Annotated in this window: 11 protein-coding genes; 5 read left to right on the forward strand and 6 right to left on the reverse strand. The window is 43.7% G+C overall.

Annotated elements, in window-relative coordinates:
• Positions 1 to 161 precede the first annotated feature (161 nt).
• Entirely contained in the window at positions 162 to 2,279 is a 2,118-nt protein-coding gene (locus KIT90_RS13665; RefSeq protein ID WP_285377110.1) for a methyl-accepting chemotaxis protein, read from the forward strand.
• A 92-nt stretch (positions 2,280 to 2,371) separates the two neighbouring features.
• Here the strand turns inward: KIT90_RS13665 and rsmS are convergent, their stop codons facing one another.
• Genes rsmS through dinG form a run of 4 tightly spaced genes read right to left on the reverse strand, consistent with a single transcriptional unit; the run spans position 2,372 to position 5,953 of the window.
• Positions 2,372 to 2,536 carry a pleiotropic regulatory protein RsmS gene (rsmS, locus tag KIT90_RS13670; RefSeq protein ID WP_009707110.1) on the reverse strand — a complete coding sequence of 55 codons (165 nt, stop codon included), beginning with the start codon at positions 2,534 to 2,536 and terminating at the stop codon, positions 2,372 to 2,374.
• Complete coding sequence (locus KIT90_RS13675; protein WP_285377111.1) at positions 2,536 to 3,081, reverse strand: primosomal replication protein; 546 nt, start codon at positions 3,079 to 3,081, stop codon at positions 2,536 to 2,538. The genes rsmS and KIT90_RS13675 overlap by 1 nt, the downstream gene beginning before the upstream one ends.
• Positions 3,078 to 3,863 (reverse strand): TSUP family transporter, encoded by a 786-nt coding sequence (locus KIT90_RS13680; protein WP_005437454.1) that lies wholly within the window; start codon positions 3,861 to 3,863, stop codon positions 3,078 to 3,080. Before KIT90_RS13680 ends, KIT90_RS13675 begins: the two co-directional genes overlap by 4 nt.
• A 14-nt stretch (positions 3,864 to 3,877) precedes the next feature.
• A complete protein-coding gene (gene dinG, locus KIT90_RS13685) occupies positions 3,878 to 5,953 on the reverse strand; it encodes an ATP-dependent DNA helicase DinG (protein ID WP_038896301.1) in 2,076 nt (691 codons plus the stop codon).
• 516 nt (positions 5,954 to 6,469) lie between these two features.
• On the opposite strand from dinG, the gene KIT90_RS13690 reads away from it, so the two are divergent.
• Positions 6,470 to 7,495 (forward strand): porin, encoded by a 1,026-nt coding sequence (locus KIT90_RS13690; RefSeq protein WP_020195015.1) that lies wholly within the window; start codon positions 6,470 to 6,472, stop codon positions 7,493 to 7,495.
• A 76-nt stretch (positions 7,496 to 7,571) separates the two neighbouring features.
• Positions 7,572 to 8,249 (forward strand): DUF2057 family protein, encoded by a 678-nt coding sequence (locus tag KIT90_RS13695; RefSeq protein WP_285377113.1) that lies wholly within the window; start codon positions 7,572 to 7,574, stop codon positions 8,247 to 8,249.
• Positions 8,250 to 8,330: 81 nt separating this feature from the next.
• On the opposite strand, the gene KIT90_RS13700 is transcribed toward KIT90_RS13695, so the two are convergent.
• Entirely contained in the window at positions 8,331 to 9,041 is a 711-nt protein-coding gene (locus KIT90_RS13700) for a pseudouridine synthase (RefSeq protein ID WP_038896304.1), read from the reverse strand.
• Positions 9,042 to 9,412: 371 nt separating this feature from the next.
• Here KIT90_RS13700 and KIT90_RS13705 point away from each other — a divergent pair, with 371 nt between their 5' ends.
• Positions 9,413 to 11,638, forward strand: a complete 2,226-nt coding sequence (locus KIT90_RS13705) for an NADP-dependent isocitrate dehydrogenase (protein ID WP_285377115.1) — start codon at positions 9,413 to 9,415, stop codon at positions 11,636 to 11,638.
• Between the two features lie 155 nt (positions 11,639 to 11,793).
• Here KIT90_RS13705 and cspD read toward each other — a convergent pair whose 3' ends face one another.
• Positions 11,794 to 12,012: a cold shock domain-containing protein CspD gene (gene cspD, locus KIT90_RS13710; protein ID WP_005437446.1), complete on the reverse strand. Its 219-nt coding sequence runs from the start codon at positions 12,010 to 12,012 to the stop codon at positions 11,794 to 11,796.
• A gap of 715 nt (positions 12,013 to 12,727) precedes the next feature.
• On the opposite strand from cspD, the gene clpS reads away from it, so the two are divergent.
• Complete coding sequence (gene clpS, locus KIT90_RS13715) at positions 12,728 to 13,048, forward strand: ATP-dependent Clp protease adapter ClpS (protein ID WP_005427554.1); 321 nt, start codon at positions 12,728 to 12,730, stop codon at positions 13,046 to 13,048.
• Positions 13,049 to 13,071: the final 23 nt, after the last annotated feature.

Below are 13,071 nucleotides of genomic sequence, written 5' to 3' on the forward strand. Positions count from 1 at the left end.
AGGGCGTGTTTGAGTATGATGTTACCATCGCAAAGGTGAGCTGAAAACGGTTCTCATGTAATCAAATTGAGTTTAAAGAATTGTTAAATATGTAATTGCTATTGTGCCTGCGTATGGTTTAATGAGTCTCAAAAATGAGTTTGCTTGAATAAGGATGTTGTATGCGAACCCTATCTGTGCAGTGGAAAATCACGTTACTTTCCGGGCTTTGCCTGCTTGTTACTTCTTTATCTTTAATAGGCTTTTCAGTTTACAACGCGCTCAGCAACCAAAAATTGTTGCAACAAGAGAGCAGTGCGTCTGTTGTTGAAAAGTCGGAACAACTTTTACAAACCCGTGCGCTATTAAATGCGACGGAAGTGTCTGAGTACCTCAACGAAGCGACATATAGAGCCGAAATGTTGGCTGCGAACGCGTTATTCTTCAAATCTAACTCAGAGGAGAATTTTGGTGCGAGTGAAGATCTTCGGTCTGCTTTGAATGAAATGATTCGACAGGCAGTTTTGCGTTTTGATGCGATACAAGCTGCGTACTTGGTGTTTAATCCGGACATGCTAGATAGTGAAGACTCAAACTACAAAAGTGCCGACTATGTAGGTTCTAATGAAGCGGGTCGATTCGCAACTTATTGGTCAAAGGCAAACAACGGCGAAAATGTACTCGCCAAGACACTCAGTGAGAAAGTGCTGAATCAGAATGAGAACGCTGAACGTTTTTATTGCCCTATTTCTTCTGGCCAAACGTGTATTGCTTCACCTCGATTGAACAGCAATGACACTGGCAGTTTCCTCACGACTTCCATTTCTATTCCTTTAATCGTGGAAAGCGTTCCTATCGGCTTCTTAGGGATCGAACTTCGTTTGGATCAGTTGGCGAAGATTGCGACCAATTCTGACCAAAGTTTGTTTGCAGGAGCTGGAAACGTATCAATGATCAGCCTTGATGGCACGTTACTCGCGTCGGATGATTCAGCGAATACCATTGGTCAACCTTTTGTTAGTTCAAACCTGTCCAACGATAAGCTAACCGATTTCTTGTTTGGGGGAGAAGCGGCAGTGGAATGGAACGCTTCAGGTGAGTGGATGACGGTTTTCTCTCCTATTCAAGTTGCCAACCAGACTTGGGGGGTGACCTTTGAAATGCCGCGTTCCGCCGTATTGGCTGATGCAGACATGCTAGATACCTTGATCACGACGAACATGGAAGAGGGCATCATCATCGAGGTTAGTGTCGGTGTTGTTCTAGTGCTAATTGGGTTAGCCACGACAGCGTTATTGGCAAAAACCATTGTAAGGCCAATTCGAGAGGTCGTACTTCGCTTGGAAGACATTGCAACGGGAGAAGGGGATCTAACCCAACGTTTGGATGTGAAATCACAGGATGAAATTGGCCAGTTATCAAACGCATTTAACCAATTTTTAGCGCGATTACAGAGCACGATAAAAGAAGTGGTGGACACGTCACGGCAAATGGCGGACAAAACCGAACATGCGAAGCTGGTGGTTGCGGCGACAAGAAGCAGCAGTGATGCACAATTCAAAGAAGTTGATCTCGTTGCCACTGCCGCTGAAGAGATGACGCAAACCGCGGCGCTGGTGGTGCAAAATGCGGAGGTTGCGGTGCATGCAGCTTCAGCAGCGAGCAAATCAGCCGAGAAAGGGCAGCAAGTGATTCAAGCGTCTGAGCAACAAATGCAAGCGCTTCTTTCTACTATGATGAAAGCGGTTCCTGTGGTGGAAGAGTTGGCAAATAACAATGCGAGCATTACAGAAATTCTGACAGTTATTGAGGGCATCTCTGAGCAAACTAATTTATTAGCGCTTAATGCTGCTATCGAAGCCGCAAGAGCTGGTGAGCAAGGTCGTGGTTTTGCCGTGGTTGCGGATGAGGTTCGAAATTTAGCAAGTCGTACTCAAAGCTCTGTAGGGGAAATTCGAGATGTGATCGCTAGTGTACAAACTGGCACTCAGGCGGTAGTGGGAGCTATTACAGAGGGTAACCAAAAAGCACAATCTTCAGCTGAACAAGTCAATATGGCAGTAGAAGAGTTGCAAAGTATTTTTGAGTCTATTGCTGCGATCAATGACATGAACAGTCAGATCGTCAGAGCGGCCGAAGAGCAGCAATCGGTATCAAATGAAGTGAATCAAAGTGTGGCGAATATCCGAGATCTTAGCAGCGAGATCCTCAATCAAGCTCAATCATCAGAGAGTGCTGGTTCAGAGATGGAATCGTTATCTGACCAACAACAAGCGTTGATGGCGCAGTTCAAAGTCTAATGACTTTTGAGCCACTCTTGTCCGCGTAATACAAAAGGGGAGCATTGATGCTCCCCTTTATTGTGTTTAAGTGTTTGTTTATAGATAACGCTTTATTCAGCTTTGAGCTTATTTTCCAGATCGCTTTGCACAATCTTAATCGCTTTCAACGCGGTTTCTGGATCGATCTCATTGGTTTCTAGTAAGTAAATCAAATCCACAGCAAGTTTGATCTCTGCTGGTGCGTCATCTAAAGGAGAGTTTTGCTGTTCTGACATTACTGGTTCTTTTCCCTATGAGTAATTTGGTTTTCTAACTTCAGCAAAGCGGCTTCACAACGTTCTAGTCGTTGTTCTGTTGCCAACAGTACTTTTTGCGCTTCTGCGCGCGCAAAGCTCGGAGCCATCTCTACCGCTCTTTGCTTCTCTAATACCATTTCACGTAGGCGGCGCGCCCATTCTTGGTGCTGCGCCAACTCTTGATACAATACGTTGATCGGCTTTCTAAAGTGACTGCTGTGCTTGATTTCACCCTTGCGAATCTTCGTAGTGGATATCTCACGTTGAATCGCTGTGATTTGTGCCAATAGCCTTTCAGTTAAATACTCTGCACGTAAAGCGGTAAGTTTGCCTTCGTTTTGCTCACGTATGATTGCATCAAGTGTGGCTTTGGCTTCTTTTACACATGGCGTCAGTAAACGTGAGCGACAGTGAAATAAACGTTCATCAAATAGGTGGACATGGTGTTCACCGCGTTGACGATCAAGCATCGCGGCTTGCTTCGACATCTGCTCTAAGTTTTCAGAAAGTTGCTTAATGTTCATGTTAATCCCACAAACCACGCATCATAAGCAAGCTTAATTGCTAGCACGCTCACGACCGTTACAAACACAGGGCGAATAAATTTAGAGCCAAATCGAATCGCAGAATGGGCTCCGACAAAGGCTCCTGCCATTAAACAAACCCCCATGGTTAAGCCTAGCACCCAGTTGATATGACCTAAAACAGCAAAAGTGATAAGAGAAGTGAAGTTGCTGGTGAAGTTCATGGCTTTGGCTAAGCCCGACGCCAATAAGATGTTGAGTCGATAAAGAGCCATCGAGCTTACTGTCCAAAACGCCCCTGTCCCGGGGCCAGCCAGTCCATCATAGAAGCCGATGGTGAAACCTTGCATGTATTGCTTTTTGTTTAGCATTGGGCAGGGTTCAGGTGTAGGGCTCTGATGCGTTGACTGAGGCGTTTTGTGGAACACTGTGTACATTGCAGCAGCAAGAATAATCAGAGGTAATACTTTTTCTAACCACTGTGTGCTGATGGCATCGACAAACAATGTTCCTAGTGTTGCGCCAATTAGGGTTGCAACAAATGCTCTCCCCCAACATTGAGGTTTAAATAGGCGCTTTTTGTAGTAGGTAAATGCCGCAGTAGAAGACGCAAAAGAGGCTGCAAGCTTATTTGTGCCCAATGCAATATGCGGTGGAAGCCCTAACGACAACAGTGCAGGCACGGTTAGCATGCCACCGCCGCCGGCTACGGCATCAATGAATCCAGCAACAAAAGCGACTAGCGCCAACACCAACAACATGGTTGGCTCAATCATTTCCATAAATAGTTATTCTTCTAATATTCGATCTTGCGTTTAAACGGAGGAAGCGAATCAATTAATGATTGCCCGTAGCGTTTTGTTACCAAACGTCTATCAAGGATGGTCACTCTACCAGAATCCCGCTCTTTGCGCAGTAAACGACCGACACTTTGGATGAGCTTTTTACTCGCATCTGGCACAGTAATCTGCATAAACGGATTGCCACCTTTTTTCTCAATGTATTCTGAATGCGCTTGCTCTACTGGAGAGGTTGGCACACCAAATGGAATCTTGGTGATGACAAGGTTTTCTAGCAGTTCTCCTGGCAAATCAAGGCCTTCAGAGAAACTTCCCGTACCAAAAAGAACGCTGGTTTTTTGTTGATCTACGAGCTTTTTATGTTTTTTTAGAATTTCTGCGCGTGAACTTTCGCCTTGTACCTGCAGTGCCCAGCCTCGTTTGATGAAATCTGAGCTTAATGCATCCGCTACTTGGTTCATTTGCCAATAAGAGGAGAATAATACCAAGTTCGCTTTGTTGTCTTCTAAATACTTAGGCAAAATTTCAATAAGATATTCGGTAAACTGCGGCGCTTGGGGTTCGTACTTCATTGCAGGGATTAAAAGCTCTGCTTGATTCTGATAGTCAAACGGAGAAGCCAAAGCCAAAAATTGAGTGCCAGACTCCGGTTTTGCATCGACCCCAACTTGGTGGCAGAAGTAGGTGAACGAGTTTAGCGCGCGCATCGTCGCTGAAACTAACACTGCTCCAATGCATCGGCTCCAGATTTGTTGGTCGAGTTGCCATCCAATTTCTAGCGGTGAAACACTAACAATGTAATCGCCTTCTCGATCTGGGTGTTTCTCTAACCATCGAGCTAAAGGTGCACCTTTGTCACGAGTAGGCTCTGCCATTAGGTTCCATACTTGCGCTAGGTTTTCCAAGCGCTGAATGTAAAAGCCTAATTCAGCTAAAGCAGGCTCCGCTAGTCTTGACGATAATTCACCATCTTTAACGCGTTCAGCAATCAAATCGGCGATCTTAGCCACACTTTGATTCGCTTTCTTACTCAGTTGTTTTAGATCTTTAGACTGGTTTTCTAACCAAGTTGGCAGCTCGCCATGTTCAAAACGATAAACGTTCTCTTCAAACTGCGCAGGGTCAAACTGTTTAGTTAATTGGTTTAACGCAGGGATCAGTTCCTGTACCGACTCTTGTAGATCATTACGGAATCGACCAACACGTTTTTCATCGGTTAATGAAGAAAACTTAGTAATGGATTGGTTGAGCTTTTCAAGCCATGCCGCAGCCCCTTTCAAGCTTGCTGAAGCTGAAGCATGGTCTCGCGCGACATGAGGCAGGTGATGTGCCTCATCAAATACGTAAATCGTGTTTTCAGGTTCTGGGAGAATGACTCCGCCACCTAAATCGGCATCCGCCATAACCAATGAGTGATTCGCAATGATGACATCATTTTTATCTAGCTCTGCACGGGCCTTTTGGAAAGGGCAGTTGCGGTGAGCGGGCAAGCTATTGTTACAGCTGTGCTTATCGCTGACTATCAACTGCCAAATATGGTCATCAATCGGTTTTGGCCATGAGTCTCTGTCTCCATCCCATTTACCTTGAGCAAGAGAACGGTACATGGTTTCCAGAAGCTCGATGTCTTTCTTCTTTGGTTTAGTCTCGAACATGGCGAGTTGGCCACCATCAACGCCGCTCGCTGTTGCAAGTTTCTCTGCGCAGCAGTAGCGCTGACGACCTTTCGCCAGAATAAAGGAGAACTCTCGATCCGTAATTCGGCGGAAAAGAGGGAGGTCTTTATTCACTAACTGTTCTTGCAATGCCACGGTGGCCGTTGAAATCACCACTTTGCGATTGTTGTAAACCGCCACAGGAATCGCGGCCATCAGATAAGAGAGTGATTTACCGATGCCAGTACCTGCTTCGGCAACCAGCATACGATTTGATTTGTGGTATTGCCCGCATAGCGTTTTAGCGATCTCGGCGACGAGGTAGTTTTGTGCTCGTCTCGGAACAAAGTTATCCAGTTGAGCTTGCAAGTTTTGATAACTGGTTCGAATCGATTTTTGGATGTTACTGGTTAGCATACGGGCCTCAAATGCGTTGGTGGCGCATAGTAGCACACATCACTGGTTCTACAGTAGTTCACAAAACGGAATGCTTTTGTGCGGAATGTAGATCTTGTTCACAAAAAAATATTGAACCTAAACTAAATGAAAATAATTTCATTAGGTGAAAAATATAAAACTTCAAAAATGCCATTCTAGTAGTTTTTTATTCTAATTAATCTCTATTTAATACAATTGAATGGTGTTTTCTATTTGTTATTAATGAATCACTAAATTACGAAAAATCAAGTTGCTAGTTTAGAACTTCATCGAATAATTTAAATATAAAATCTCAAGTGTATGTATTTAAAGGTTATTTTTATTTTTTGATGTTGTGGTTTAGAAAATTTGACAGGCAGAATAATCTTTTGCACTCTAGTGCCCAGATTTTGCAGACCAATCATTGTTACGTTTCGATAACAAGCGGTTTCAAAAATATAAAAAAAGGGAATCGGACAAGGATATCCCGAACTAAGAAAAGGCAGTGGATTAATTATGAAAAAGACTCTATTAGCACTAGCAGTTGCTGCAACAGCAACTACTGTGAATGCAGCTGAAGTATTCAAATCTGACGAAGGTTCTGTAGATTTCTACGGTCAGCTACGTCCAACTCTTCTATTCCTAGACAGCACAGACCACACTGCAGAGCTAAACACTAGCTCTTCTCGTATGGGTGTAAACGGTGTTTACGTTGTAAACGATAGCCTAAAAGTTCTAGGTGAAGTTGAAATCGGTGTAGCTCTAGGTGATAACTACGGCGCTGGTGCTGATTCAAGTGAGCGTACTGACGACACTGTATTCGTTCGTCGCCACATCTTCGGTTTCGACATGGGTGAAATGGGTACTATCCGCTTCGGTAAAGAAGGTACTTTCGCTGATGACGTTTACGGCGCTGACTACTCATACTTCTTCGGTGGTTCTGCACTTCTTTACGGACACGAGTGGAACAACGATTCTCAAATTAAATACGCATTCGAAAACGATGCTTTCTGGCTAAAAGCGGGTTACGCTCTAGGCGAGAAAGACAAGAACGAAGAAGTTCGTGAAGTATTCGTAGGTAAGTCTTTCGGCGACCTATCAATGCACGCTGGTATCCTTTCTTCTGTAAACAAAATTGCAGTAAACAAGGTTGCTCACGACTCAGAAAACCTATCTTTCGAAGTAACTGGTGAATACGCTCTAGGTGAGCACACTCTAGGTGCAACATACTACTACAACGAAGACGAGAACAAGATCTCAGACGAGACTGTTGATTCTCACGGTATCTCTCTAGCAGGTATGTTTGCAGTAGCTCCTAAGACAACTCTTTACTCTGGTTACGAGCTAGTAATGTCTTCTTCTGACCAAGCTGGTACTGTAGACGGTGATGATTCACGTTTCTACGCTGGTGTTGAGTACAAGTTCTCTAAATGGGCTCGCGTATTCGTTGAAGGCGCATACGTATTTGAAGAAACTTCAACTGACAACGTGAAGACAGACAGCAAAACTGACTTCGGTGTTGGTGCACGTTTCTACTGGTAATCAAAACCCAGTTTGATATTGTAAGACCCAGCTATATGCTGGGTCTTTTACTATTGGAGATAAGGATTTAATTTCTATGCAGTTATCATTAAAAGTGGCAATCACACTTTCTGTTCTAGCCAGTACAAACTTATATGCTGCAACGACCTTGGTGGTTCCTGAAGACGTAAAACTACTTGCGGTAAATATGGAGAAGCCAAAGTTGGAGGGTGGTTTGTTTTCCGATGAGAAAACAATAGAGATTCCTGACGGTACAAACCAAATTGTCTTCAAATACCAACCAGAATTTGAAATTGGCGATGATATCAAAGGGGTTTATGGCGACGCTATTATTGCTAAGTTCGATGTGAAGAATGAAGAACTAAAATTCGAGCTGCCAGAATTCAAAACTTACCGCCAAGCACAAACAAACATTTCCCCTCTAGAATGGCAATTGCTTGATTCTAAAGGTCAGCCTATCGATCTTGTTGAAGACGTTCTTGAGTCCGATGGCGTTCAAATTGGTCGTAACTACGCTCAGGAAGCTCGTAACTATAATATTGCTGGTGGGGTAGCTGGAGTTGCTGTGACAGTTGTGACAGTAAACCAACACAGCCAAGCGGTTACTGGCGTCGAGCCTAAAGTAGTTGCTAAAACTGACGCACAGTCATCAACAGCACAAGACAGCCAAATGGTTGATCTACTTAAGACGATGTACCAAAAAGCGACACCACAAGAAAAAGAAACCTTTAAGAAGTGGGTTGCTCAACAATAATCGTTATTAGTGACGACAAAAACTAAAAAAGCAGGCCTAGACCTGCTTTTTATATTTTTTGAGGTGAGCATCTTTTGATGTTTAAAACGAGAGTTTGATTTCTCGCCACTCTCCCGGCTTTAAATCGTCAAGCACAATACCGCCCATCGAGTAGCGAACCAAACGCAGTGTTGGGAAGCCGATGTGTGCGGTCATGCGCCTTACCTGACGGTTTCTCCCCTCTATAATAGTGATTGCCAACCAAGTTGTTGGAATGTTAGCTCGAAAGCGAACTGGTGGGGTTCTATCCCAGATCTCTGGCTCTGGCATTACTTCGACTTTTGCAGGTAATGTCATGCCATCTTTCAACTCAACGCCTTTACGTAGCTTCTCTAAGTCTTCTTCAGTCGGAGCACCGTCAACCTGTACCCAGTAAGTCTTCGGTGACTTTGATTGGGGCTGCGTTAACTTTGCCTGCAAGATGCCATCATTTGTTAGCACCATTAGACCTTCGCTGTCTCTATCTAATCGACCTGCTGCGTATACGTCTTTTACTGGGATGTAGTCAGCAAGCGTTTTACGGCCATCGCCATCGGTAAATTGGCTTAACGTGTCATAAGGCTTATTAAAAATGATCACTTTACGATCTTCTGGTGCAATGCGAGGCTTAGTTGGCTTTGAAGAGCGAGTAGGGCGACTAGGTCGATTTTTCGCCTGGCCATTTGAATGGTTTGGCTTACCGGAGCGTTTAAAATGGCTTGGTTTTGATTGGTTACTACGGCGACCTTTTTCATGACCCGTGCGAGATGACATGTTAACTACCTTGCAAAAATGTAAATGAACTGTGTTTGAAAGTTTTATGTTTTCTTTTAATCGGCTATCATTTGCGCGCCTAAAACTAACAAAAGCGCACAGAATAATAGACTATTTCGTGTTATTTGTTTAATGATATAGCCAAGTTGCTTTTAGTACGGTGTTTTTGCAAAAGAACCACATGAAAGCAAACTTGGCACAAAGTGCACTCATGGATAGAGAGCCTAAGAGCTCCAAACTATAAAAAAGAGTGCAAACCGCATGTCGCGTTGGTGAGGAGGAATGCACTACTAACGTTAAGCAATGCGTAAATTCAACGAACTCAGTTGCTGAGTTGTTCAGCTTAGTTGAGTAAAAAATAGGGAAATTTCATGCCTACAGAAAAACCTACAATTATCTACACCATCACTGATGAAGCCCCGGCGTTAGCAACCTATTCACTACTACCAATCATTCAATCGTTTACTGCATCGTCTGGCATTAATGTAGATACACGTGATATTTCGTTAGCGGGTCGAATCATCGCTAACTTCCCAGAGCATTTAAAAGAAGACCAGCGTATCGGTGACGCGCTAACAGAGTTGGGTGAATTGGCTAAGACGCCTGAAGCGAACATCATCAAGCTTCCTAATATTTCAGCGTCAATCCCGCAGCTAAAAGCAGCAATCAAAGAGCTACAAGCAAAAGGTTACGAGCTACCAAACTACCCAGAAGAGCCAAGCACTTACGAAGAAGAAGCGATCAAAGCGACTTACGACAAAATCAAAGGTAGTGCGGTTAACCCAGTTCTGCGTGAAGGTAACTCAGACCGTCGTGCACCACTTTCAGTGAAAAACTACGCGAAGAAAAATCCACACTCAATGGGCGCGTGGTCGGCAGATTCTCAATCTCATGTTTCAAGCATGGCCGACAATGATTTCTTCGGTAGTGAAAAATCGACAACCGTATCTGGTGCAACCGACGTTAAAATCGAATTCGCTGCGGCAGATGGTTCAGTGAAAGAGCTTAAAGCGGCATTCCCTCTACAAGACAAAGAAGTGATCGATTGTTCAGTAATGAACAAGAAGGCGCTAGTTGAGTTCTTCGAGCAAGAAATTGCAGAAGCAAAACAACAAGACGTACTGCTTTCTCTACATATGAAAGCGACCATGATGAAGGTATCGGACCCAGTTATCTTCGGTCACGCCGTTAAGGTTTACTACAAAGACGTATTTGCGAAATACGGTAAGCTGTTTGAAGAGCTAGGCGTTGACGTAAACAACGGTATCGGTGATGTATATGCGAAGATTGAAGCGCTACCTGCAGAACAAAAAGCAGAAATCGAAGCAGCTATTCTTGCGGTATACGAAACACAGCCAGCACTAGCTATGGTTGATTCAGATCGCGGTATTACTAACCTACATGTACCAAGTGACATCATCGTTGATGCTTCGATGCCGGCAATGCTACGTGCTTCTGGCCAAATGTGGGGACCTGATGGCAAGCAGAAAGATACCAAAGCAATGATCCCAGATCGCAGCTATGCAGGTATTTACCAAGCTGTTATCGACTTCTGTAAAGAACATGGTGCATTTGATCCAACAACAATGGGTAGTGTGCCAAACGTGGGTCTAATGGCTCAAAAAGCGGAAGAGTACGGTTCACACGACAAGACGTTCATCCTAGATAAAGCGGGTACTGTACGTGTTGTAGATGCTTCTGGTGCGGTGCTTCTAGAGCAAGCAGTAGAAGAAGGCGATATCTTCCGTATGTGTCAGGTGAAAGACGCGCCAATCCAAGATTGGGTGAAACTTGCGGTTACTCGTGCTCGTGCGACAGGCGCTCCAGCCGTATTCTGGCTAGATGAAGCTCGTGCTCATGACGCAGAACTGATCAAGAAAGTTAACGCATACTTACCAGAGCATGATACTTCAGGCTTAGAGATTAAGATTCTTGCACCAATCGATGCATGTAAGTTCTCTCTAGAGCGTATTAAAGAAGGTCTAGATACCATTTCAGTTACTGGTAACGTACTTCGTGACTACCTAACTGACTTGTTCCCAATCCTAGAACTTGGTACTTCTGCGAAGATGCTATCTATTGTTCCACTAATGAACGGTGGCGGTCTATTTGAGACGGGTGCAGGTGGTTCAGCACCTAAACACGTTCAACAGGTAGAAAAAGAAAACCACCTACGTTGGGATTCTTTGGGTGAGTTCCTTGCACTAGCGGCATCGCTTGAGCACCTAAGCACCGTTGCTGGCAATGCAAAAGCACAAGTGCTTGCTGACGCACTTGATAAAGCAACAGGTGAGTTCTTAGACAACAACAAGTCGCCATCGCGAAAAGTTGGTGAATTGGATAACCGCGGCAGTCATTATTACCTAGCATCTTACTGGGCAAAAGCGTTAGCAGAGCAAGCGGTAGATGCTGACCTAGCGGCTGAATTTGTACCAGTGGCAAAAGCATTGGCAGAGCAAGAAGAGGCGATCGTTTCTGAACTGAACTCTGCACAAGGTGTGAAAGGCGAGCTAGGTGGTTACTACTCACTGGATGATGCGCTAGCGTCTACATTGATGCGCCCAAGTGCGACGTTGAACACCATTATTAACAAGTAATATAGATGGTTCTCGCGCTACTTCAGTGGCGCGAATCTGAAACTGATAAAAACAATAAACCCGCTCTTTGGCGGGTTTATTTTTCTCTTTATAAAAGCAGAGCTATGCCGTGCTTCTACAAGAGCAAATGTTTTGTCTTTCCGACAGCGCTCTAGTTATTTGGCTTGGCCTTCTACTGGCACGACGCTACTTGCGTGTGAACCTTTTGGACCTTTTTCAACCTCGTATGAGACTTGTTGGCCTGCTTTCAGTGTACGATAACCGTCCATTTGGATAGTTGAGTAGTGGGCGAAAATATCTCCTTCTTCTTCATCTGAACAGATAAACCCAAATCCTTTGGCATTGTTAAACCACTTTACTGTACCTGTAGCCATGCTTTTACATCCCTCATGCATTTTTTACTGATGTTGTTACTTCACCCAAGCTATACCTTTAACTTGGTCTCATTGTTAGCCGTTACTATTTTTGCGATTGCTAACACACGTCGAGTGAGCATATCCATATTCACCAGAATGTTAGAAAACCAACAAACCCAGAATGAGGATTTATGCATCAACACTTTCCACTGTAGTCAATGAATCTCGACAGTCAATAGTGAAAGTCAACAATCAGAAACATATTTGAAAACAAATCACTTTTGAGATTAACATTTTTGCAAACTGTTTCTGGCGCATGCGATGGCTTTTAGTCAAAAGGACTGCAAGGGTTTGATATCAAGGGAAGGGATACTAACCAAATTGCCTATATTAGAAGATTCTACTAAATGAATAAAAAGTGATGTTTTCGTGATATTTAGCTCTTTTTCCTCTGTAAGTGTGATCTTGGTGGGTTTGATGATTGTAATAACAAGGGGGAAACAGAGAGCATTTAAATTGATAGTTCTAACAGCAAAAAAATCGGTTCTAAGTGATAAAAATCTTTTATTTGCGCGCCTGACAGAGGTGCATTAGTCTCTATGTAAGGAAGCAAAATTTATCTATCAAATTCGAATTAGGTGCCACATCTCACTACACCGCATGGCATGCTTATGGTAGATTGTTTTTATAGGTCGAAAACATCAACCCTTTGATACGATATCTTTGAATTGCCATGAGTAAAAATTTTGAATGGGTGACTCCAGACTCTGATCTTCTGGAGCGCGAAAGTACAAAAGTTCAGCCACCAAAGCTATACAACGTTGTACTCAACAATGATGACTATACACCTATGGATTTCGTCATAGAGGTGCTTGAGCGATTTTTTTCACATGATATTGATAAAGCAACGCAAATCATGCTCAAGATCCACTATGAAGGAAAGGCAATTTGTGGCACTTACAGTGCAGAAATTGCTGAAACAAAAGTAGCGCAAGTGACGATGTACTCAAGGGAAAATGAGCATCCGCTACTATGTACTATGGAGCAAGCGTAATAAGAAGACTTGCTCGAGCAACC

The organism is Vibrio sp. B172a (assembly GCF_030248355.1).
Lineage (GTDB): Bacteria > Pseudomonadota > Gammaproteobacteria > Enterobacterales > Vibrionaceae > Vibrio > Vibrio owensii.

Excerpts from the sequence above, each read along its gene's own strand:
- KIT90_RS13665 (WP_285377110.1), top strand. The coding sequence starts at position 162 with ATGCGAACCCTATCTGTGCAGTGGAAAATCACGTTACTTTCCGGGCTT.
- rsmS (WP_009707110.1), bottom strand. The coding sequence starts at position 2,536 with ATGTCAGAACAGCAAAACTCTCCTTTAGATGACGCACCAGCAGAGATC.
- KIT90_RS13675 (WP_285377111.1), bottom strand. The coding sequence starts at position 3,081 with ATGAACATTAAGCAACTTTCTGAAAACTTAGAGCAGATGTCGAAGCAA.
- KIT90_RS13680 (WP_005437454.1), bottom strand. The coding sequence starts at position 3,863 with ATGGAAATGATTGAGCCAACCATGTTGTTGGTGTTGGCGCTAGTCGCT.
- dinG (WP_038896301.1), bottom strand. The coding sequence starts at position 5,953 with ATGCTAACCAGTAACATCCAAAAATCGATTCGAACCAGTTATCAAAAC.
- KIT90_RS13690 (WP_020195015.1), top strand. The coding sequence starts at position 6,470 with ATGAAAAAGACTCTATTAGCACTAGCAGTTGCTGCAACAGCAACTACT.
- KIT90_RS13695 (WP_285377113.1), top strand. The coding sequence starts at position 7,572 with ATGCAGTTATCATTAAAAGTGGCAATCACACTTTCTGTTCTAGCCAGT.
- KIT90_RS13700 (WP_038896304.1), bottom strand. The coding sequence starts at position 9,041 with ATGTCATCTCGCACGGGTCATGAAAAAGGTCGCCGTAGTAACCAATCA.
- KIT90_RS13705 (WP_285377115.1), top strand. The coding sequence starts at position 9,413 with ATGCCTACAGAAAAACCTACAATTATCTACACCATCACTGATGAAGCC.
- cspD (WP_005437446.1), bottom strand. The coding sequence starts at position 12,012 with ATGGCTACAGGTACAGTAAAGTGGTTTAACAATGCCAAAGGATTTGGG.
- clpS (WP_005427554.1), top strand. The coding sequence starts at position 12,728 with ATGAGTAAAAATTTTGAATGGGTGACTCCAGACTCTGATCTTCTGGAG.